Origin of the sequence: Porticoccus sp., from assembly GCA_023261185.1 — a bacterium.
Classification (GTDB): Bacteria; Pseudomonadota; Gammaproteobacteria; order Pseudomonadales; family Porticoccaceae; genus Porticoccus; species Porticoccus litoralis.
Map to the genome: position 1 here is coordinate 1 of JALRJN010000062.1, position 20753 is coordinate 20753.

24 protein-coding genes are annotated in these 20753 nt (G+C 53.6%); 7 read left to right on the forward strand and 17 right to left on the reverse strand.

Annotated features, from left to right (window positions below; translation table 11 throughout):
- The coding region (locus ACYZYZ_RS05575; protein WP_461483549.1) for a BaiN/RdsA family NAD(P)/FAD-dependent oxidoreductase at positions 1-994 on the reverse strand (994 nt) is incomplete at its 3' end.
- An 87-nt stretch (positions 995-1081) separates the two neighbouring features.
- Here ACYZYZ_RS05575 and ppnP point away from each other — a divergent pair.
- On the forward strand, positions 1082-1363 hold the full coding sequence (gene ppnP / locus ACYZYZ_RS05580; RefSeq protein ID WP_461483550.1) for a pyrimidine/purine nucleoside phosphorylase: 282 nt from the start codon (positions 1082-1084) through the stop codon (positions 1361-1363).
- A 159-nt stretch (positions 1364-1522) separates the two neighbouring features.
- Here ppnP and ACYZYZ_RS05585 read toward each other — a convergent pair whose 3' ends face one another.
- The 3 genes from ACYZYZ_RS05585 to ACYZYZ_RS05595 are packed head-to-tail and all read right to left on the reverse strand — an operon-like array spanning position 1523 to position 2540.
- A complete protein-coding gene (locus ACYZYZ_RS05585; protein WP_461483551.1) occupies positions 1523-1768 on the reverse strand; it encodes a GNAT family N-acetyltransferase in 246 nt (81 codons plus the stop codon).
- Positions 1758-2021, reverse strand: coding sequence for a GIY-YIG nuclease family protein (locus ACYZYZ_RS05590; RefSeq protein ID WP_461483552.1), 264 nt, complete (start codon positions 2019-2021; stop codon positions 1758-1760). Before ACYZYZ_RS05590 ends, ACYZYZ_RS05585 begins: the two co-directional genes overlap by 11 nt.
- Positions 2022-2540: a SprT family zinc-dependent metalloprotease gene (locus ACYZYZ_RS05595; RefSeq protein ID WP_461483553.1), complete on the reverse strand. Its 519-nt coding sequence runs from the start codon at positions 2538-2540 to the stop codon at positions 2022-2024.
- 127 nt (positions 2541-2667) lie between these two features.
- Between ACYZYZ_RS05595 and ACYZYZ_RS05600 the strand changes: the two genes are divergently transcribed.
- From ACYZYZ_RS05600 to ACYZYZ_RS05625, 6 genes are all read left to right on the forward strand, one after another.
- A complete protein-coding gene (locus ACYZYZ_RS05600) occupies positions 2668-3489 on the forward strand; it encodes a PHP domain-containing protein (protein ID WP_461483554.1) in 822 nt (273 codons plus the stop codon).
- 14 nt (positions 3490-3503) lie between these two features.
- Entirely contained in the window at positions 3504-3839 is a 336-nt protein-coding gene (locus tag ACYZYZ_RS05605; RefSeq protein ID WP_461483555.1) for a hypothetical protein, read from the forward strand.
- Between the two features lie 110 nt (positions 3840-3949).
- Positions 3950-4981, forward strand: a complete 1032-nt coding sequence (locus ACYZYZ_RS05610; RefSeq protein WP_461483556.1) for a DUF2157 domain-containing protein — start codon at positions 3950-3952, stop codon at positions 4979-4981.
- 363 nt (positions 4982-5344) lie between these two features.
- Positions 5345-5731: a DUF6632 domain-containing protein gene (locus ACYZYZ_RS05615; protein WP_461483557.1), complete on the forward strand. Its 387-nt coding sequence runs from the start codon at positions 5345-5347 to the stop codon at positions 5729-5731.
- Positions 5732-5814: 83 nt separating this feature from the next.
- The gene (locus tag ACYZYZ_RS05620; RefSeq protein WP_461483558.1) at positions 5815-6213 is read left to right on the forward strand and encodes a cupin domain-containing protein; all 399 of its coding nucleotides are present in this window, start codon (positions 5815-5817) and stop codon (positions 6211-6213) included.
- A 118-nt stretch (positions 6214-6331) separates the two neighbouring features.
- Complete coding sequence (locus ACYZYZ_RS05625) at positions 6332-7498, forward strand: hypothetical protein (protein ID WP_461483559.1); 1167 nt, start codon at positions 6332-6334, stop codon at positions 7496-7498.
- A gap of 67 nt (positions 7499-7565) precedes the next feature.
- Here the strand turns inward: ACYZYZ_RS05625 and ACYZYZ_RS05630 are convergent, their stop codons facing one another.
- The 13 genes from ACYZYZ_RS05630 to truB form a co-directional block, all read right to left on the reverse strand.
- Positions 7566-8048, reverse strand: coding sequence for an FKBP-type peptidyl-prolyl cis-trans isomerase (locus ACYZYZ_RS05630; protein WP_461483560.1), 483 nt, complete (start codon positions 8046-8048; stop codon positions 7566-7568).
- Between the two features lie 52 nt (positions 8049-8100).
- The gene (locus ACYZYZ_RS05635) at positions 8101-8889 is read right to left on the reverse strand and encodes an ABC transporter ATP-binding protein (protein WP_461483561.1); all 789 of its coding nucleotides are present in this window, start codon (positions 8887-8889) and stop codon (positions 8101-8103) included.
- Between the two features lie 38 nt (positions 8890-8927).
- Complete coding sequence (gene lipA, locus ACYZYZ_RS05640) at positions 8928-9908, reverse strand: lipoyl synthase (RefSeq protein ID WP_461483562.1); 981 nt, start codon at positions 9906-9908, stop codon at positions 8928-8930.
- A gap of 27 nt (positions 9909-9935) precedes the next feature.
- Positions 9936-10625 (reverse strand): lipoyl(octanoyl) transferase LipB, encoded by a 690-nt coding sequence (lipB, locus tag ACYZYZ_RS05645; RefSeq protein ID WP_461483563.1) that lies wholly within the window; start codon positions 10623-10625, stop codon positions 9936-9938.
- A 23-nt stretch (positions 10626-10648) separates the two neighbouring features.
- The gene (locus tag ACYZYZ_RS05650; RefSeq protein ID WP_461483564.1) at positions 10649-10918 is read right to left on the reverse strand and encodes an HP0495 family protein; all 270 of its coding nucleotides are present in this window, start codon (positions 10916-10918) and stop codon (positions 10649-10651) included.
- A complete protein-coding gene (locus tag ACYZYZ_RS05655) occupies positions 10918-12069 on the reverse strand; it encodes a D-alanyl-D-alanine carboxypeptidase family protein (protein WP_461483565.1) in 1152 nt (383 codons plus the stop codon). The genes ACYZYZ_RS05650 and ACYZYZ_RS05655 overlap by 1 nt, the downstream gene beginning before the upstream one ends.
- A gap of 95 nt (positions 12070-12164) precedes the next feature.
- Positions 12165-13043, reverse strand: a complete 879-nt coding sequence (locus ACYZYZ_RS05660; protein ID WP_305171071.1) for a septal ring lytic transglycosylase RlpA family protein — start codon at positions 13041-13043, stop codon at positions 12165-12167.
- Complete coding sequence (mltB, locus tag ACYZYZ_RS05665) at positions 13027-14007, reverse strand: lytic murein transglycosylase B (protein WP_461483566.1); 981 nt, start codon at positions 14005-14007, stop codon at positions 13027-13029. Before mltB ends, ACYZYZ_RS05660 begins: the two co-directional genes overlap by 17 nt.
- Positions 14008-14052: 45 nt before the next feature.
- Positions 14053-15195, reverse strand: coding sequence for a rod shape-determining protein RodA (rodA, locus tag ACYZYZ_RS05670; RefSeq protein WP_461483567.1), 1143 nt, complete (start codon positions 15193-15195; stop codon positions 14053-14055).
- On the reverse strand, positions 15182-17041 hold the full coding sequence (gene mrdA, locus ACYZYZ_RS05675; RefSeq protein WP_461483568.1) for a penicillin-binding protein 2: 1860 nt from the start codon (positions 17039-17041) through the stop codon (positions 15182-15184). Before mrdA ends, rodA begins: the two co-directional genes overlap by 14 nt.
- Before the next feature lie 123 nt (positions 17042-17164).
- Complete coding sequence (pnp, locus tag ACYZYZ_RS05680; protein WP_461483569.1) at positions 17165-19306, reverse strand: polyribonucleotide nucleotidyltransferase; 2142 nt, start codon at positions 19304-19306, stop codon at positions 17165-17167.
- 57 nt (positions 19307-19363) lie between these two features.
- Positions 19364-19630, reverse strand: a complete 267-nt coding sequence (gene rpsO, locus ACYZYZ_RS05685) for a 30S ribosomal protein S15 (protein WP_305171067.1) — start codon at positions 19628-19630, stop codon at positions 19364-19366.
- A gap of 154 nt (positions 19631-19784) precedes the next feature.
- Entirely contained in the window at positions 19785-20753 is a 969-nt protein-coding gene (gene truB / locus ACYZYZ_RS05690) for a tRNA pseudouridine(55) synthase TruB (protein ID WP_461483570.1), read from the reverse strand.

Here is a 20753-nt window from a genome sequence, read left to right on the forward strand (position 1 = left end):
TAGGAGAAATCTGCCAGTCTGATAAAGTACTGTCGATTTTTTCAATCTGACTGTGGGTCAGGCGTTTCACTGGTTCATTTGTCCAGGCATTCATCTCGATGAAGGTCTGCACCATACGTTTTGGGTAGTATCGGCCAAGCACTGTGGAGAGCTGAGCATCTGGTGAATCCTTCTGCGCCTGTGTGAGATATTCTGCGGCGCTTTCCGTTGGCTGCAAATCAATATGTAGCGTGTCTCCTGGATGCCAGTATGAAGACACCTGTAACATGGAAGGACCACTCAGTCCGCGATGGGTAAACAGCATCGCCTCACGAAAGGATTTATCGTTACAGGTTGCTGAAGTATCGACAGCAATCCCGCTCAGTGCCTCCAGTGCCTGTTTATCACTATCGTGAAGAGTAAACGGCACCAGCCCGGCACGGGTTGGTAACACTTTCAGACCGAACTGTTCAGCAACCTTATAGCCGAACGGCGTAGCGCCGATTTTTGGCATGCTCAGGCCGCCGGTTGCGATGACCAGGGACTCGCAAGCATAGTCACCCAGAGACGTTTTCACTGTAAAACCGGTTTCCGTTTTCTCGACATTCAGGACTTCGCAGCGGGTGGTAATGATTGCGCCAGCTTTCTCACACTCGCTAACCAGCATATCGACGATATCCGAAGCACTGTTATCACAGAACAGCTGCCCCAGTGTTTTCTCGTGATAAGGAATGCCATGCTCGGCCACCAGCGCGATAAAATCCCACTGGGTATAGCGGCTCAGCGCCGACTTGCAGAAATGGGGGTTCTCGGACAGGAAGTTATCGGGCTCCGTATAGAGGTTTGTGAAATTACAGCGCCCGCCGCCGGACATCAGGATCTTCTTGCCCGGTTTATTGGCCCGCTCCAGCACCAGTACCCGGCGGCCGCGCTGTCCGGCCACCGCGGCACACATCAAGCCAGCCGCGCCTGCGCCAATGACAATCACATCCCAGGGTTTCACATCAGTGTCCACAAAAATCTCAAAGGGCGCATTCTATCGACCGCGCAGTGCGGGTACTATAGCGGCGCAATTTTTACCCAACCTGTTGAGAGCATCTGCATGTTTAAAATGAACGAATATTTTGATGGCGCGGTGGTTTCCATCGGCTTCCAGACCGAAACCCTGCCCGCCACCGTCGGCGTCATGGCACCGGGCGAATACGAATTCGGCACGAGCAAGAAAGAAGTGATGACCGTGGTGAGCGGTGCACTGACTGTGAAACTGCCCGGCCAAGACGACTGGCAGACGTTTAACGCCGGCGACAGCTTTGAAGTGGCCGCCAATCAATCGTTCCAGTTACAGGTGGCAGTGGATACGGCTTATCTTTGTACTTATGAGTAAACCCCAACAGCCTGTCTGAAAGCGTTTTCGAGGCAGGCGATACAAGGCAAGAAAAACGGAAAAGGCGGAGTTTAGCGGGACTCTTCAACAGACCTATTGAGCACATTGAGGTTTTTCTTAACGCCGTAGCGGCCACGCAGAAAGCTTTTCAGCGGGCTGTTAAAGAAATTTCTGCACATACCAGCAGGTTGCTCTCACACTGAGCCCTTGCTGGTTTGCCCAGTTCAGTCCGGCGCGCACCAGTTTTTCCGCTAAGCCATGATTGCGGTACTCCCCCGGCACATAGGTACGGGAAAAATTTACCGTATTATCAGGCAATAACTGGTACTCCAGCACTGCCCGCCCCTGTTCAAGCTCAATCAGGAAACACCCTTGCTGGTCATCGTGAACAATTTCAGCATCCATCTTTCGAGCCCTCCGAAATCAGTGCCAGCTTTTGCTGTCGCCCCAATTGCTTGATAGCCGCTTCCCGTTTCGAAGCCATGCTACGATCCTCTGCGGGTTCAACGTACACCACCTTTTTTGGCTGGCGCCCATTGAAGTAACGGGCACCCAGCTTGCCATCCCGATGCTCCGCAAAGCGGCGCGTCACATCGGTGGTAATACCGGTATAGAGAGAGCCGTCGCTGGCCTCGATCATATACACAAACCAACTCATTCAGGCCACCACCAAGTGGTTACCGCACTGACGGCAGAGATAACGGGCCTCGCCACGTTGAATCTTTAAGTGACGTCGCGTACCTAAACGGTGAGGCTGGCATCCACAGTGGTAATCAAACTGCCTCTCCCGACGCACCGGGATACCCTCCAGGTCAAATCGGGCGGTGGCGCGGCCATCGACGCCAAAGGCATCCATAATTTTGCGCCACTCGGGGCCGTGAGGTTTGACCCGACGAATGCCGTAGACGCAGTCCACCAGATAATGGGCCACCTCATGGGGCACAGTCACGTGCAGCCCGTCTTCGAAATACTTGGCAAAAATCCAGGGGTTGTAACGAATTAGCCGTTGCCGACCCTTAACGCGATACATGCCAGCGGTACGCCCTCTGAGGTCGAAAGCCACTGGCACATCGGCAAAACGACGGTCCAGCAACTCGCTTCCTAGCCCGATAAAGTGTCGGGTCTGTTCCAGTACTTGCTGTTGACGCTCTTTACCAATGGGGGTGATCGTTTCCATGACCGCAGTATAGCGGCTCGCGCCCAGCGGCCATACCAGCTCCCGGGACTACACGCATCCAACACCGACCTTGGAAGGCGCTATAATGTCCCGTTGTTCCCCACAACGGCCCACAATGGATTGCCACATGCTTTATGACCTGCACTGCCACAGCACCTGCTCCGACGGTTCCCTCGAGCCGGAACAACTGGTGCAGCGGGCAACCGATGCAGGGGTGGAGGTGCTGGCCATCACCGATCACGACACCACCGCAGCCTTCGGCCGATTACCGCCATGCACAAACTCACCCATACAGGTGATTCCCGCCATCGAGTTCTCCACCACCTGGCGGAAAATTGGCGTGCATATCGTCGGCCTGAATATCGATCCCGACAGCGACGCCATGCGAGCCGGCTGCCACTACCAGCAACAGGCCCGCAAACAACGTGCCGAGCAGATTGCCGAAAAGCTTCACCATCTTGGCCTACCCGACACTTTAGAAGGAGCAAAGGCACAGGCTGGCAGTGATATTGTGGGGCGCCCGCACTTTGCCCAGCACCTGATAGAGATCGGGGTGGTCAGCAATATGCGTCAGGCCTTCAAGAAATACCTCGGCTCCGGCAAGCCCGGCGATGTCAAACAACTGTGGGCCACGCTGCCACAAATCATTCAGTGGATTCGCGATGCCGGCGGCACCGCCGTGCTGGCTCACCCAGACAAATACAATCTCACCCGAACCAAGCTACTCGCCCTGGCAGATGACTTTATGGCAGTGGGAGGTCAAGGCATGGAGGTGGTCTCGGGTCGGCAACCCCCACCACTGACCCGCGATCTGGCCAAGATCTGTGAGCAAAAAGCACTGCTGGCTTCCTGTGGTTCAGACTTCCATCAACCGGGTCAGCCCTGGGCAGAACTGGGCCAGTTCCCCGGTTTACCGGATATCTGCCGCCCGGTATGGGATCACTGGTAGAATGGCTTATGACCATGGCAAATAAACCACCCTTGAAAAAACCACCAGATAAGTCCCAGCTACGCAGAGAACTGCAGCAGCAGATACAGGACTACCTGACCCATGGAGGGGAAATTCACAAAATCCCTCGCGGTGTCAGTGGCCGGGACAACCCCCTTGAGGGTTTGCCCATGGCCTTTTTCAACCAACCAAAAGCCGAGCGCACGCCTATCCCTGAAGTGGTCGCTGCATTGGATGCCCGACGCCAGAAAACATCCACGTCGGGAAAAACAACGCCCAGTAAACCGAAAGAAAAAATTATCTACGACGACTTCGGAGAACCCATCCGCAAAATCTGGGTGGAGGAATAACTACCGGGCCTTGCTCGCCTCACCACCTGGGCTATGATCAAATAATCTGACATGCGCTTGATTGGCTGCATGTGCGATGTGAACTGATAGCGGGTTTTTCGGGACTGGCGATGAAAATAACAAAGAAAAACCTGGATGCCGCGGTTCAGGAAAACATTATCAGTAGCGAACAGGCAGAGAAATTATTCCTGTTCCTGAAGGATAACCCCTCCTCTGGCCCCCGATTTGATTTTACCCATGTGCTCTATTACCTGGGCGGACTCATTGCCATCAACGCGATGACCCTTTTTATGACCCTGGGGTGGGAAATGTTTGGGGGCTGGGGAATCCTGGCAATGTCTCTGGCTTATGCCGTTCTAGCACTCAAATTGACCCACACGTTTCAGCAAAAAGGTTACCCGGTTCCTGCGGGAATCTGCGCCACGTTTGTAGTAGCCCTCACCCCACTGGCTATTTATGGCCTGCAGCAAGGGCTGGGCATATGGCCTGATGATACTGCTTACCGTGAATACCACCGCCTGATCAAATGGCACTGGCTCTATATGGAGTTAGGCACGCTGGCCGTGGGTGTTATCGTGGCATGGAAATACAAGTATCCGTTTCTGATCATGCCGATCGCGGTCACCCTGTGGTATATGTCGATGGATATTGCCGCCATGCTCGCTGCTGGCAGCCCGGACTTTGAGCTCAGAGCGATCGTATCCATGTACTTCGGCCTGGCTTTTGTTTGCCTCGCCTTCTGGGTGGATATCCGTGCCAGAAATACCGCAGATTATGCCTTCTGGCTTTATATCTTCGGGGTGATGACGTTTTGGGGCGGCATGACCCTGCAATATTCCGACAGCGAACTCGCCAAGTTTTTCTATTTCTGTATCAATATTTTCATGCTGGGCATTGGAGTGGCATTGGTGCGTCGTGTTTTTGTGGTATTTGGTGCAATTGGCTGCTGTATCTATCTGGGACACCTGGCCTACAGAGTCTTTGAAGACAGTTGGCTATTTCCGATCATGCTAACGGTTCTGGGATTCACCATCATTTATCTGGGCGTGCTGTGGCAGAAAAATGAACCTCGGATTACCACGAAAATGCACAGTGTTTTACCCCTACCGCTAAGAGAGCTTCTGGAGGCAAGATCCCGATAATCGGGCATACAGCAGCCTGGAAAATCGCACCTCAAGACCTAATAGAATTTATCATCCCCCCCCCCGACAGCCCCCACTTCTAACCCATTTTCTCTGAAGACAGGCAGCCTGTTCTGTATTGTCAGCCTGCCCGGCGTTCAGCTTTGGCCTCTGCAGAGTTAAAGGACTTGGGGCTCTAGAACACCTGTCATATTGAAGGAAGGTTTTCGGCGTGGGAAAACCCCGGTGGAGAAACCTCTGCAAAAGACGCAAAGTGGGTACAGATCGTGTCTGGCAATCCGGGTGAAATCGACTAATATCAAAAAGTCACTTTCCACCAATACACCTAAAAACCGCCGTCCATAATAAAAAAGGGGACACACCATGGAAGAGCAGCAGAAGCTCCAGTACCTGAAAACCGCCCTGCTAATATTTGGCATTGTGTTTGTCGTTGGCGTACCGGCCATGATGATGTGGGTCTGGCCCTCCGGGTGGAGCTGGACACCACGGCAACCGGAATACGAACAAATGATCATGGGAATTTATGCCACCCTCGGGGTATTCCTGATTCGTGCCGCCAAAAACCCCCTCGCCCATGCCAGCCTTATCTGGTTCACCATCTGGTCGAGTATTGTTCACGCCGGCATTATGTTGGCCCAGGCCCTGGCCGATCATTCCGAACACGCCAATATGATCGGTGATATTCCCGCATTATTCCTGGTGGCAGCCGTACTCTGGTTCCTGATGCCAAAAAACATTCCGGCCCAGTGATGGACTTTGGGAATTAACGCCCTCGTTAACCCATAAATGTTGGGGTACCATCTGTGGTTTCTAAATTCTGAGGAGCTGCCACCGTGAACTTCCGGTTAACATTGATCCTGCTGAGTCTGCTGGTCACCAGCGTTTCCCGAGCCGAACAGACCGCCATGGCGGATATTAAAGCACCCACCGACCTCGACAATATTCACGTGGTGAAGCTTTACAGCGACAAACACGCCTCGGACTTTATTGTCTTTGTGAAGAAATCAGTCCCATTGCACAAGCATGCCTTTCACTCCGAGACCATCTACATTCTCGAAGGCACCGGCATCATGCGACTGGGTGATGAGACGTTTGAAGTCAAACCCGGCGACTTTATCAAGGTTCCTGAGAGCACTCCCCACGCAGTTAAAACAACGTCCGAGATGCCTCTGAAAGCACTTTCTATTCAGGCTCCCGAGTTCTTCGGCAAAGACCGGATACCTGTCAAATAACACAAGCCATACAGACTGTTTACCCGCAGCGGTCATCGACATTGTTCGCATTGCGGCAGTCTGCAAAGGTATACTCTGGCGAAACAATAATCACAAACCATTAAGGGGTGGATAAAGCGTGTTAAACACTTTGAAGGGCGTCTTTGCGCGCCAAAACTATACGGCCGGTCTGCTACAACTTTTTATTGCACCACTGCTGATCTGTCTGGCGAGCCCGTCATTGGCAGGGTTGAAGCTGGAACACAGTGACACCCTTTGGATTAGCGTGGGTGGCGGCACACGCCTGCAACAAACCTCCCGGAACAATGATGCCGACGGCAGTGACGAGTTCACTATCAACAGCCTGCGGACTTACTGGGCTGGCCAGATACACGAATACATAAAGTGGAGTATTAACACGGAGAAATATGAAGGCGACTCCGTGATGATGATTGATGCCATTCTGCAATTTGAACTCGATCCTGCATTCAAACTCTGGGTAGGCCGCACCCTGGTCCCCACCGACAGACCGGGACTGAATGGCCCCTACACGGGCATGAGCTGGAACCAATACCGTCAGCCACTATTTCCCGCAGACTACGATGGTCCTGCAGGGCGACTCGGCCGCAGCGAAGGTGCTGTGGTATTTGGCCAACTGGATAAACTGCAATACCTGGCAGGGATCTTTGAAGGCACCGACGATTATGGCAACGACGATGACAACCTGCTGTATGCCGCACGCTTTGCCTACAATTTCAAGAATGTTGAGCCGCTGGTGGGTTACTACACTGCCGCCACACACTTTGGTAAGGCTGGCGATATTCTGACAGCCGCCGTCACGGTGCAAAGTCAGAAGGATAGCAGTGGCAGTGAAATTGACCCCGGTGATTTCTTTGGCTATGCCTTCGATGTGTTTTCCGAAACCGTGCTGGATAACAATGCTGTACTGACACTGGAGACGGGTTACAAGAATATGGATGGCGACCGAACGTGGGCCTCGCCACCCACAGATGGGCTGGAGGAGTGCTTCTGTCTGTTTGAAGGGGACTCGTACTATGCTACCGCTGGCTACCTGTTTGCCAAGAAAATCGGTCCGGGGCAATTCCAACCCTATGTCCGCTATATGAAAAATGACCCAGTGGATGCGGACACCAGCGACACCACTGAGTGGGGACTGAACTACGTGATCAACGGTTATAAAGCCAGCGTCAACCTGCATTACGTAACCGGCGATGCCAATGCACTGGGTTATCCGGGTAGTGATACCGACATTGTTTCAATGGGTGTCATTCTACAGTACTACTAAAACGCAAAACGGGGGTTGAGCCTGCCGCTCAACCCCCGCCATTTCCGGCACCAGTGCCGTTATTTTTTCACTTCCCGCAGCCCTTGTCCCCATGAACATGGCCGTGGTCGCGCTCTTCCTGCGTTGATTCACGCACATCCACAATTTCCACCTCAAAGGTCAGAGTCTTACCCGCTAAAGGGTGGTTGATGTCGATATCCGCATTGAACTTGCCTACCTTGAGGATAGTCACCGGGCGCAAACCTTCTTTGGTACGCAGGGGAACCGTCATGCCAGGCTCCAGCTTGCCTTCATAATGCAGGTTTTTCAGCCCCACACGCATTTCGTTGTCAGTCAACAATCTTCCATAGGCCATTTCAGGCGGCAGGGTAATGCTGTACTTGTCTCCCGGCTCCTTGCCCAGCATGGAGGCTTCGAGCGGTTCAATCATATTCCGGTAGCCGCAAATAAAGGTCGCAGCTTCCTCATTCTGGGAAGTCTCGACGACTTCGCCATTTTCGTCAGTCATGGTGTAGTGGAAAGCCACCACAGCATTGTCTTGTACTTTCATAACGTCAGTAATCCTGGATCGGCAAATCGGCGCACATTATGGTGGCCTGTGACTAGGCTGGCAAGACCTGGTAAAAACCGTTAGAGATACTGACGGTCAACGGCATATCAAACAGCGACGACAGATGATTGTCAGTCAGCAGGTCGGCTTTGTAGCCATCGGCCACCACACTGCCATTGGCGATAAAGACCACACGCTCAATTTCAGGGGGAATCTCGTGAATATGATGGGTAGCGAGAAGAATGGTTTTTCCACGCTGTAACAGTTCGCGGATGCCATTGAGATAATGATAGGTGGCATTCAGATCAAGCCCGCTGGTGGGCTCATCGAGAATCAGATGCTCAGGATTGTGAATTAGAGCGCGACCGAGCAAACAGCGGCGCTGCTGACCCGTGGACATCTGCTTGTAGGGTCGTCCCGCCAAGTCGGAGATTCCCAACTCTTCCAGCACCGCCCTGCCCCGGGTCAATTGCTCGTCCGTTACATCCTGATAATGAAACAGGCCAATGGAGTTGTGCAGACCAGACACCACCACACCGAGCCCACTAACATCCGGCACAAAACCCTGTTGCAGGTCGGCGGACACCAGGCCGATTTTTTCCCTCAATTCCCAGAGTATGGGGCGATCATGGCCCAGGATTCGCACGTGGGACTCATCATTTACCACCGGGTACAGCTCACGGGTCAGCAGTTTAAGTAAGGTGCTTTTACCGGCGCCATTGGGCCCGATAATGGCCGTGCTCTGCCCCTGCTCTACCGACAGTGAAAAGCCATCGAAGACTTTTTTATTGTCGCGGTAAACCGTGGCGTTATGAATATCAAGAAGCCTGGGTATTTTCATTTATTCTGATCCAGCGCTATACAGCAAAAGACTGCCGGCTATTTAACCTGTTCGCCCTTTGCCTGTTTGTCGGCATGGTAGGAAGACCGTACCAGCGGACCTGAAGCGACTTGGCTGAAACCGATACTGTGGCCATATTCCGCATACTCGGCAAATTCATCCGGGTGCACGAAGCGGTCTACGGGCAGATGGTTTTTGGAGGGCTGCAGGTACTGCCCAACGGTCAACATATCGACATCGTGGGCGCGCAGATCATCCAGCGTGCGCATCAGCTCGTCCTTGGTTTCACCAAGCCCCACCATCAGTCCTGACTTGGTAGGTACATTGGGGTTCAGGCGCTTGTATTCCTGTAGCAGTTTCAGGGACCAGGCATAGTTGGCACCCGGACGCGCCTCTCGGTACAGCCTTGGCACGGTTTCCATATTGTGGTTGAAAACATCCGGTGGCGTGGCGGTAAGAATCTCCAGAGCAGGGTCCATACGACCACGAAAATCCGGTACCAGAATTTCGAGTTTCAGCGCCGGGCTGAGGAGTCGGGCTTCCCGAATACAATCGGCAAAATGCTGGGCACCACCATCGCGCAGATCATCACGGTCGACAGAAGTGATCACCACGTAGCTTAACTGCATTTCGTGGATGGCCTTTGCCAGATGTGCCGGCTCTTCTGCATCCAGGGGGTTGGGTTTACCATGACCCACATCGCAGAACGGGCAGCGACGGGTACAGATTTCCCCCATAATCATGAAAGTTGCCGTACCGTGACTGAAACACTCGCTGAGATTGGGACAGGCTGCCTCTTCACATACCGTCGCCAGCTTGTTCTTGCGCAGTATGTTTTTGATTTCCTGTACCTTGGGGGACGATGAGACCCGGATACGCATCCAGTCGGGCTTGCGCTGGATTTCCTCTGTGGGGATCACCTTCACTGGGATCCGTTCCACCTTGTCCGCACTGCGTAGTTTCTCGCCCTGCTGAAGGCGGCGAGTGCGTTTTGGCGGAACTACGTTGGTATCAGTCATGACAGCGGCATGCCTCAAAGATTCGTTTCAGGATGCAGGCGCCTGCTGCGAATGCAGCAGTGGATGGTCGCCTTCCACACGGTGCGTATTATACCCCAGCTTGCTGGTCAAAATATCAGCAAGGTACTCTGACACCTCTTGCAGGGTGACCTTGTTCTGTAACAGATCGTTCATCTGGGTCATGGGCACGCCGAGCCCGCAGGGATTGATGCGAGCCCAGGGACTGAGATCCATATCAACGTTGAAATTGAGCCCGTGGTAACTGCAACCGCGACGCACCCGCAGTCCCAGAGAACCGATCTTGGCACCATTTTCAACGTAAACACCAGGGGCATCAGGCCTTGGGGCGGCTGTAATGCCCCAGTGTGCGAGTGTTTCCACCAGCGCAGCTTCAATGAGCGAGACCAGATCGCGCACCGTGATACCCAGTCGTTTCAGGTCAATGAGCAGGTACCCGGTAATCTGGCCCGGGCCGTGATAGGTCACATGGCCACCGCGATCACTCTGAACCACCGGAATGTCACCAGGCATCAGGATGTACTCCTGTTTCCCCGCCTGCCCCTGGGTAAACACCGGCTCGTGCTCAAGCAACCAGATTTCATCCGGTGTCTCGGCATTGCGTGTAGAAGTGAGCGTTTTCATCGCTTCGAAGGTATCGGCATAGGCACGACACCTCAGGTAGCGGATGATTAGAGGCAAGTCAGGTACTGTCGACATATAAACGGGTTGGATTCCAGCTCTTACAAGACCATCTGTACCAGCGGGTGATCTTTCAGGTCGGCAAAGATGGCCTGAAGCTGTGTTTCCCCGGTTGCAGTAATCGTGACAGTGATGGATTGAAAATTGCCTTTACGGCTGTCCCTTACAGTTATCGTCGCCTGATCAAATCCCGGCGAGTGGCGCTCCATAGTTTCAATCACCAGGTTGTGCAGTTCGCCACCGGCACTACCAACCACCTTGATGGGGTAATCACAGGGAAATTCAATTTTCGGTGCTTCTGGTGTCGACATCAGGAAAAGATACCTATGAAGAATCGCTTAATGGCATCCCAGAGACGGGAGAAAATTCCCGCTTCCTCCACTGACCTGTCTGCCACCAGCGCTGTTTCCAGCAGGGGTTCCCCCTCAAAGCTAATGGTCAGACTACCCAGCGACTGGCCCCCAGTAAGCGGCGCTTCGATGTCCTCATCGGACACCACCTGGGCTTCCAGTTGATCTTTTGAGCCGCGGGGGATCGTCAGGTACAGATCCTCAGGCACAACCAGGTTGACGCTGTCTTCTACGCCGTACCAGACCCGGGCGCTTTCTTTCAGAATGTCGCCAGCACTGTAGACTTTGCCGGTTTCATAGTAGCGAAAGCCAAATGACAGCAGTTTTTGTGACTCCCTGGCACGGGCCTCTTCACTGCTGGTTCCCATCACCACTGATATCAGGCGCATGTTATTGCGCACGGCCGAAGCCACCAGGCAAAACCCTGCCTCTTCGGTATGGCCGGTTTTCAGGCCATCCACCGAGCTATCCCGCCACAACAGGCGGTTGCGGTTGGGTTGTTTGATATCGTTGTACTCGAAATATTTCTCAGCATAGATATCGTAGTGTTCCGGGTAATCCTGTATCAAGGCACGTGCCAGCAGAGACAAATCGCGAGCCGTTGTTAGGTGGCCGTCTGAGGGCCAGCCAGTGGCATTGTGAAAGGTTGTGTTTTTCATACCCAGCAACTGGGCCTGCTGGTTCATGACATCGGCAAAAGCACTTTCACTACCTGCCAGGTACTCCGCCAGAGCCACAGATGCATCGTTACCGGACTGAATGACCACACCACGCAGTAAGTCCATCAGCGGCACCTGTGTCCCCTCACGGACAAACATTTTTGAACCACCCATTTTCCAAGCTGTGACGCTGATGGGGACCATGTCCTGTTCCTTGATTTTGCCGTTGTGCAATTCAGCGGCAACGATGTAACTGGTCATCATCTTGGTCAGGCTGGCGGGGGGCAATTGCTGATCTGCGTTGTGCTCCACCAGGACTTTCCCGGTGTTGGCATCCATCAGTATCCAGGCGGAAGCAGCCAGTTCCGGTGGAGCCGGAATAAGAATTTTGGCTTGAGAGAAAGCCGGTAACAGGGACAGTAACAACCCGATGGAAAGAATTTTCTTCAGCATAAGCAACAGTTTTTTAATTGGTGTAACGATGGATGGATGAACCGGAAAGGAATACGGAAATTCTAGCACGAGGCCCGCCGGTCTTTCAGGTAAAGTTATTCGTAGACCACAAAGGGACTGATATTCTCCCGCTGCTGCAGCAAATTGCGCAGATTCAACAGCGTGTCATTATCGCTTAACGGTCCCACCAACACCTTGTACAGGGTTGTTGGTTGGCTTTGCTGCCTTACCACCACGGGAACCTCCGTTAGGCTCTGCACTTTCTGCGACAACGTCGAGGCGGCCGTGTGTGTGGAAAAAGCGCCCACTTGGAGGTAAGTATTACCCGGCAGACTATAGTCATCGGCACTGGCCACCGGCTGCGCCGAAGGAATCACGCTGGGCTGACTGTAGATATGCGGCTGTTCCACAGAATTTTTCTGGTACTTAAGCGGATCGATCGCTTCCACAATTACCTTTGCCGTACCCCTGTCTGAATACCCCAGCTTCTTTGCGGCAACATAAGAGAGATCAATAATGCGGTCGCCGTGGAAGGGACCGCGATCATTGACCCGGACAATCACACTGCGACCATTTTCGACATTAGTGACACGTACATAGCAGGGTATCGGCAAGGTTTTATGTGCCGCTGTCATTTCGTACATGCTGTAAGGCTCACCATTTGAGGTATTGCGGCCGTGGAACTTGTTGCCATACCAGGAGGCCATACCCTGCTGCCTGAAACCAAGACTGGAAGGTAGCACTTCGTAGGTTTTACCAAACACGGTGTAGGGGCTTTTGTTACCAGCCTTGGTAACCGGCTCTACCTTCGGCACAGCATCGGGAATATGTGCGACGTCCACATCCTTAGGCGGAGGACCATCACCATACCCGTACCCGCCTTTACTACTGCCGCTACCGCCGCAACCCTGAAACAGGAGCACAGTGACGGCCAGCACAGCCCACGGAGTAAAACGTCTAGAGATTGCTTTCACCAACACGCTCCAGAATCAGCTGACTCAGCTGGTGTACCGCCATGGCATACATGGTACTGCGATTATAACGGGTGATAACGTAAAAATTATTCAGCCCCAGCCACAGCTGCTCACCGTCCTCAGCTTCCAGCGTAAAAGGCAGGGCTTTGCTGTCTGCGGGCAACTTATCTTCGACCTGTATTCCCAACTGCGACCATTCAGCCAGGGTTTTATCCAGCGCCAGCTTATTCAATAACGTGTTATCCAGGTCACCCTCGGCGCGCGCACGGGCTACTACGGGCTCATTCATGACCCAGCCATGTTTGGCAAAATAATTGGCGACACTGCCGATGGCATCGGAGCGATTATCCCAGATGTCAGCGAAGCCATCGCCGTCAAAATCCACAGCGAAACTGCGATAGCTGCTGGGTATGAACTGACCATAACCCATGGCGCCAGCATAGGAACCGGTCAATTTGAGGGGATCCTGGCGCTGCTCACGGGCCAGCAGCAGAAACTCTTCCAGCTGACGGGTAAAAAAGGCGCTGCGAGGCGGGTAATCAAATGACAATGTCGACAGGGCATCAATAACCCGGAACCCGCCCTTGATCCGCCCATAAAAAGTTTCCACGCCGATAATGGCAACAATCACTTCCGGTGCCACATTGTACTGTCGCGACGCCAATTTAAGGGCTTCACGGTTGTGACGCCAGAAATCAACCCCTTCCGTAATACGTTTCTCGGTGATAAAAATTTTGCGGTAGTCCTTCCAGGGTTTGACCTTTTCTGCCGGCCTCTCCATGGCATCAATAATGGACTGTTTCTTTTCTGCATTATCGAGCAGCGCATCGATTTCACCGCGATCAAAACCGTGTTCTGCCACCATACGATCAGCAAAGGCTTTGGCCTTGGGAGAATCCAGATAACCGGCTTGCACCGAAACAGACAACAATACAGCTAACGCAAAAACCACTCTTTTTTTCATATTTTCATCAAGGGCTAGGCCCTTACCCCTCACCAGCCTCAATTATCAAATGGATCGTTTTTTCTCTGTACTAACCGCCATCAGCATACCAAACCCTAACATCAGGGTCACAATGGAAGTGCCACCATAGCTCACCAGAGGCAAGGGCACCCCCACCACGGGCAAAATGCCGGAAACCATTCCCATATTCACAAACACATAGACAAAGAAAGTCAGCGTAACACTCCCCGCCAACAAGCGTCCAAACATGCTCTGGGCCCTCAAGCAGATGATGATACAACGGACAATGATCAGCAGATACAGTCCCATCAATAGCATCACACCCACCAGCCCAAACTCTTCCGCCAGCACCGCAATAATAAAATCCGTATGGCTTTCCGGCAGGAAATCCAGTTGCGACTGGGTTCCCAGCATCCAGCCTTTGCCGTGTACACCACCCGAACCAATGGCAATGGTCGACTGAATAATGTTCCAGCCGGCACCCAGTTTGTCTGCTTCTGGATTAAACATCGTCAGAATACGCTGACGCTGGTAATCGTGTAGAACGTAATACCACATTACCGGCAGCAGGGCTGTCGCCGCCACACCCGCAAATGCAAGATACCGCTTTGGCAGCCCCGCCAGGAACAGTGCAAAAAAACCCGAAGCGGCAATCAAAATGGCGGTGCCCAGGTCTGGCTGTAATATCACCAGGACCGGCGGCAGGGCAATGAATATCAGCGCCGCTATCACATGCATGAAACGTGGCGGAATTGCTCTCTGTCCAAGGTAGCTGGCAAGCATCAAGGGCACCGCCGCCTTGAGGATTTCCGATGGCTGAAAGCGAATGCCACCAATTTCCAGCCAGCGCTGGGCTCCTTTTGCGCCGACCCCCATAAACAACACCGCCAGTAGCAACAACACACCACCGAAGTAGGGCAAAAAAGCCCATCGGGCCATCAGTCTTGGCGGCACCTGAGCGGTCGCCACCATGACAGCGCAACCCACCGCGTAGTTCACCAGCTGGTGCTGAACATAATAGAGACTCTGACCACTGGCACTGTAGAGAATAAATAAACCAACCGCTGCCAATAGGGTTAACAACAGGAACAGCGGCACATCCAGATGCACCCTCTGCCATTGGCTAGGCGCACCATAAATGGCGGCCCCGCCGGAACCCATACGGCGAACAAAATCACCCTGACTCATCGGCCACCTCTTTCACCAGAGCATCCGGGTAATAGGCCATGTAGGCGTCGATTAACTTGCGCGCTACCGGGGCTGCAGTACTGCTGCCGTGCTCACCATTTTCCACCAGTACGGACACGGCAATTCGTGGATTTTCAACAGGTGCAAAGGCGATGAACAGGGCGTGATCGCGATTGCGTTTGGCCACTTTTTCCGCATCGTATTCCTCATCCTGCTTGATACCGATCACCTGGGCCGTACCTGTCTTGCCAGCAATATGATAGTTCAGGCCCTTATTGATGCCCTTGGCTGTTCCCCGCAAACCGTGCACCACTTCCTGCATAGCCGTGTGCACGTAGTTCCAGTTATTTTCCGAGGCCTTAATGATCCCCGCGGGTGGGGGAATGCTGTGCTGTTTTCTCACCAGTTGCGGAGAGCGAATCTCGCCGCGACTGGCCAGACGTGAGGTAGCCACGGCCAACTGCATGGGTGTCGCCAAGGTATACCCCTGCCCAATGCTGGTATTGACCGTATCGCCGGGATACCAGGCAATCCCCTTGGCAGCCCTCTTCCAGGGCCGGGATGGCATGATACCCGCGCGCTCTGAGGGCATATCCAGACCCGTTTTCTGGCCCAGCCCAAAGCGTGTGCCGTACAACGCCAGGGTATCAATAGTCATTTTGACACCCACATCGTAAAAAAAGGTATCGCAGGACTGGATGATGGCATCACTAAGATAAATGCGGCTGCCATGCCCACCCTTTTTCCAGTCCCGGTATTTTCTTTCATCGTTTTTAAGTTGGTAAAAACCGGGGTCATAGATGCGGTAATCCTGGCTGATGGTGCCACTCTGCAATGCCGCCAACCCGTAGATAGGCTTGACCGTTGATCCAGGCGGGTATTGACCCTGTAGCACACGGTCAAACAGCGGACGATCAGGGGAATCCAACAGGGCACGATAACTCTCGACACTAATCCCGGTAACAAACTCATTGGCATCAAAACTCGGGGCACTGGCCATGGCGAGGACGCCACCTGTGGCCACTTCAATGGCCACCACCGCCCCTCGCTCACCCTCCAGGCTCTCGAAGGCAACGTGCTGAAGGCGACTATCCAGATAGAGGTGAAGGTCCTTGCCGGGCTCGGGAGCAGTCTGCTCCAGTTGTCGCATCACCCTGCCCCGGGCGTTGGTTTCAACCGTCTGGTAACCCACTTGTCCCAGCAACTCATCTTCGTAGAATTTTTCCAGACCGGTTTTACCCACCACTAAGGTGCCACTGTAACGCACAGGGTCCAGGTCCTGGATTTCCTGGTCATTGATACGCCCCACGTATCCCAATACGTGAGACATCTCCGGTCCCAGGGGATAGTGGCGCAGCAACTGTACGGTCACCTCCACTCCGGGCAGGCGATACTCGTTTACCGCGAGCACACCCTGTTCCCGTTCATCCAGATTAACCTTAAGGGGCACTGGTTCGTAGGGGCGTCGACGGCGTTGCATTTGTTTCTGGAAACGTTCCAGTTCGACCTCGGACACACCCACCAGCTGATCCAGCTCAGCAATCAGGGTATCGAGATCCCCGGCACGCTCCTTGACGATGGACAGGTTGAAACTGGGACGATTGTCCGCCAGCAGAACACCGTTGCGGTCATAGATGAGGCCTCGGGTCGGCGGCATGGGCTCCACGAGAACCCGGTTTCGATCTGACAGGGTCACCAGACCTTCGTGTTCCAGCACTTGAAGATGGTAATAGCGCCAGAGTAATACCCCGGCCATGATCAACACCACCAGCAGAGTAAACAGCAACCGTCCCACGTACAGGCGGTATTCCTGTATCGGGTTCTTGATGGCGCGATCTTCATTCATGGACAGTGATTGTACCCGCAAGTTGTCATCTATCGACAACAGAGATAGCACTGAGTGCCTACGCTTTTGTCGGCGCACAAAAAAACGGGGCACAAGCCCCGTTTTTTATCGCTATTGAAGGTATTACTCGTTGGGCTGAGCAGCATCTTCAGCCGACACCTCGGCAGCGGTTTCCCCTTCATCCTCGAGGAGTTCTTTCATGGACAGTTTGATTCGGCCACGGGCATCAACATCGAGCACCTTAACGCGAACCTGCTGACCTTCCTTGAGGTAGTCAGAGACATTTTCCACACGCTCTTTGGCAATCTGGGAAATGTGCAGCAAGCCATCGGTTCCCGGCATGATGGTCACAAAGGCACCGAAGTCGACAATGCGCGCCACAGTTCCTTCGTAGACCTTGCCCACTTCCGCTTCGGCAGTGATTTCCTCAATGCGGTAGATCGCATCCTTGAGGCTATCACCGTCGTCACTGTAAATACGGATCGTGCCGCTGTCATCGATATCGATAGTGGCGCCGGTTTCCTCAGTCAATGCACGGATTGTTGCACCACCTTTACCGATCACATCGCGGATTTTATCGGGATCAATTTTCATGGTGTGGTAGCGAGGTGCAGACTCAGCCACTTCCTCGCGGGCTTTATCAATCACCTTGTTCATCTCACCCAGGATATGCAGTCGGGCCTGCAGAGCCTGACCCAGGGCGATATCCATGATCTCTTCAGTAATACCCTCGATCTTGATATCCATCTGCAGTGCGGTCACGCCTTGGGCAGTACCGGCCACTTTAAAGTCCATATCGCCGAGGTGGTCTTCATCACCGAGAATGTCGGTGAGAACTGCAAAGCCGTCGGGCTCTTTGACCAGGCCCATGGCGATACCAGCAACAGGTGCTTTCAGGGGCACGCCAGCATCCATCAATGCCAGGCTGGAGCCACACACGGAAGCCATGGAGCTGGAGCCATTGGATTCAGTGATTTCAGACACGACGCGGATGGAGTAGGGAAACTCTTCCGTGTTAGGCAGCACTGCGGCGATACCACGGCGAGCCAGACGACCATGACCGATTTCCCGGCGACCGGTGGCACCCATGCGACCGCACTCGCCCACCGAATAGGGAGGGAAATTGTAGTGCAGCATGAACGGGTCTTCACGACGACCTTCCAGGGCATCAATCATCTGTGCATCACGCATGGAACCAAGGGTGGCAACGACCAGCGCCTGGGTTTCACCGCGGGTGAACAAGGCCGTACCGTGGGCTCGGGCCAGAACACCAACTTCAACATCAATACCGCGAACGGTTTTGCCATCACGGCCATCAATACGGGGTTCACCACGAATAATGCGACCACGAACAATTTTCTTTTCGAGCTTTTTGAACGCATCGCGCACGTCTTCTTCAGACACACCAGACTCTTCATTGGCCAGTGAAGCGATAGCTTGGCTACGCAGGCTGTCGAGTTGTGCAACACGCTGTTGTTTATCAGTAGTCCGATAGGCTGCATCCAGCGCTTCACCAATCTGTGCCTTGAGAGCATCGGCCAAAGCTTCGTTGACAGGCGCTGCCTGCCACTCCCAGCGGGGTTTGCCTACTTCGAGGGCCAGTTCGTCGATGACTTGAATTACGGCCTGCATTTCCTGGTGAGCGTAGAGCACAGCGCCCAACATGATATCTTCGGGCAACTCGCGGGCTTCGGACTCAACCATCAGCACAGCTTCGCGGGTACCGGCTACCACCATATCCAAATCGGAGTCTTCCAATTCAGAATAGGTCGGGTTCAGCAGGTAACCTTTTTCACGGTTGTAGCCCACTCGGGCACCACCGATGGGGCCGTTGAAAGGCACACCGGAAATCGCCAGCGCAGCAGATGTACCGATCATGGCCACAATATCGGGATCGACATTTTTTTCCGCTGACATCACGGTACAAACAACCTGCACCTCATTTTTGAAGCCATCGGGGAACAGCGGGCGAATCGGACGATCGATGAGGCGAGAGGTCAGGGTTTCTTTTTCAGTCGGACGACCTTCACGCTTGAAAAAACCGCCGGGGATCTTACCGGCCGCATAGGCTTTTTCCTGGTAATGCACACTGAGAGGGAAGAAATCCTGCCCCTCTTTTGCGTCTTTGGCACCAACAACGGTGCAGAGTACTGCTGTCTTGTCCATGGTACACATCACTGCACCTGTGGCCTGGCGTGCAATCCGCCCGGTCTCCAGCGTCACAGTATGGTTACCGTATTCAAATGTTTTAATTACGGGATTCACTATTTTCACCTATTCCTTACGCATGAACGGCTCCCGTAGGAGCCGTCAGCAATTCTATTAACGACGCAGTCCAAGCTTTCCAATCAGCTGAGTGTAGCGGTTTGCGTCCTTACTTTTGAGGTAGTCCAGCAGTTTACGACGCTGGTTTACCATGCGGATCAAACCACGACGAGAGTGGTGATCCTTTTTATGATCACCGAAGTGACCTTGCAGTTTGTTGATATTGGCAGTCAGTAGCGCCACTTGTACTTCCGGCGAACCGGTATCGCCCTCAGCCTGGGCGTGTTCTTTAACAATGGCTTCTTTTTCAGCTGCAGTTAACATGGTTTTTTCTCCAATATGCGGGTTTCGATTCGGGGTGCCCGTGCATATTTACAGGTACCCTAGTAATAAAGGCGGGTGTCAATCACTGCTCCCCGCCCAACAATTGCTCTCAATGAGCAAATTCCACCGTTGTCGTCCCCAAAGGGCTCAATAACTAAAATACGACCAGTCGTTTGGGCGCCACTCGCCCGTCGTCGGTGACCTCCGCCACCCCCAGAAACAGGGCACTGGTATCACCCGGGGATATGCCCCCATTTTCGTCCCTGTTTTCAAAGACGCGCACTATATCGCCTTCTTCGGTCTGTTGATAGACCTGCGGCACCATTACCGCTTGCCCCTGACGGAAGTAAAAGGCTGCATCTTCTGACAGCCCGATCGCCGTCAAGTGCCTAATGCCAGCGTCCATGGTGAGCAACCGTGTATCCAGGGCCTGTTCACCCTCACTCTCGCGCAAAGCCTCAAGGTCCGGCAGACTGATGGCCTGGGATTCATCAAAAGGACCGGCTGCCGAGCGATGTAAGCTGGAAACGTAGGCTCCACAGCCAAGCCGCCGCCCAATATCTTCTGCCAGTGTGCGCACATAGGTGCCCTTACTGCAGTGAATCTCTACGTCCGCTTCGGGAAACTCACCTTCCCTGAACGACTTGAGGTCTAGCGAGAAAATAGTTACCGGCCTCGCCTTGCGTTCAATCTCAACGCCCTCGCGGGCCAGCTTGTAAAGCGGTTGCCCATTATGCTTCAGCGCTGAATACATGGACGGCACCTGTTCGATGTCGCCCCGAAATTCGGGTAGCACGGCCAACAGCTGTTCTTCTGTCAAATCAGGTGCGCCATCCTCACTCACCACAGCACCATCTGCGTCACCACTGGCAGTGGCAATGCCAAACCGGAACGTTGCCCGATAACACTTATCTGCATCCAGCAGAAACTGGGTAAACTTTGTGGCTTCACCCAGACACACAGGCAATACCCCGGTGGCCAGGGGGTCAAGACTCCCCGTGTGTCCTGCTTTTGCCGCACCAAACAGGCGACGGACTTTTTGCAGCGCACTATTGGATGATAGTCCCAACGGCTTATCCAACAGCAAAATGCCGTTAACCGGCCTGCCCTTACGACGACCCAA

Bases quoted from the DNA above. Each gene is read 5' to 3' on its own strand.
- ppnP (WP_461483550.1), top strand. From the start codon at position 1,082: ATGTTTAAAATGAACGAATATTTTGATGGCGCGGTGGTTTCCATCGGC.
- ACYZYZ_RS05585 (WP_461483551.1), bottom strand. From the start codon at position 1,768: ATGGATGCTGAAATTGTTCACGATGACCAGCAAGGGTGTTTCCTGATT.
- ACYZYZ_RS05590 (WP_461483552.1), bottom strand. From the start codon at position 2,021: ATGAGTTGGTTTGTGTATATGATCGAGGCCAGCGACGGCTCTCTCTAT.
- ACYZYZ_RS05595 (WP_461483553.1), bottom strand. From the start codon at position 2,540: ATGGAAACGATCACCCCCATTGGTAAAGAGCGTCAACAGCAAGTACTG.
- ACYZYZ_RS05600 (WP_461483554.1), top strand. From the start codon at position 2,668: ATGCTTTATGACCTGCACTGCCACAGCACCTGCTCCGACGGTTCCCTC.
- ACYZYZ_RS05605 (WP_461483555.1), top strand. From the start codon at position 3,504: ATGGCAAATAAACCACCCTTGAAAAAACCACCAGATAAGTCCCAGCTA.
- ACYZYZ_RS05610 (WP_461483556.1), top strand. From the start codon at position 3,950: ATGAAAATAACAAAGAAAAACCTGGATGCCGCGGTTCAGGAAAACATT.
- ACYZYZ_RS05615 (WP_461483557.1), top strand. From the start codon at position 5,345: ATGGAAGAGCAGCAGAAGCTCCAGTACCTGAAAACCGCCCTGCTAATA.
- ACYZYZ_RS05630 (WP_461483560.1), bottom strand. From the start codon at position 8,048: ATGAAAGTACAAGACAATGCTGTGGTGGCTTTCCACTACACCATGACT.
- ACYZYZ_RS05635 (WP_461483561.1), bottom strand. From the start codon at position 8,889: ATGAAAATACCCAGGCTTCTTGATATTCATAACGCCACGGTTTACCGC.
- lipA (WP_461483562.1), bottom strand. From the start codon at position 9,908: ATGACTGATACCAACGTAGTTCCGCCAAAACGCACTCGCCGCCTTCAG.
- lipB (WP_461483563.1), bottom strand. From the start codon at position 10,625: ATGTCGACAGTACCTGACTTGCCTCTAATCATCCGCTACCTGAGGTGT.
- ACYZYZ_RS05650 (WP_461483564.1), bottom strand. From the start codon at position 10,918: ATGTCGACACCAGAAGCACCGAAAATTGAATTTCCCTGTGATTACCCC.
- ACYZYZ_RS05655 (WP_461483565.1), bottom strand. From the start codon at position 12,069: ATGCTGAAGAAAATTCTTTCCATCGGGTTGTTACTGTCCCTGTTACCG.
- mltB (WP_461483566.1), bottom strand. From the start codon at position 14,007: ATGAAAAAAAGAGTGGTTTTTGCGTTAGCTGTATTGTTGTCTGTTTCG.
- rodA (WP_461483567.1), bottom strand. From the start codon at position 15,195: ATGAGTCAGGGTGATTTTGTTCGCCGTATGGGTTCCGGCGGGGCCGCC.
- mrdA (WP_461483568.1), bottom strand. From the start codon at position 17,041: ATGAATGAAGATCGCGCCATCAAGAACCCGATACAGGAATACCGCCTG.
- rpsO (WP_305171067.1), bottom strand. From the start codon at position 19,630: ATGTTAACTGCAGCTGAAAAAGAAGCCATTGTTAAAGAACACGCCCAG.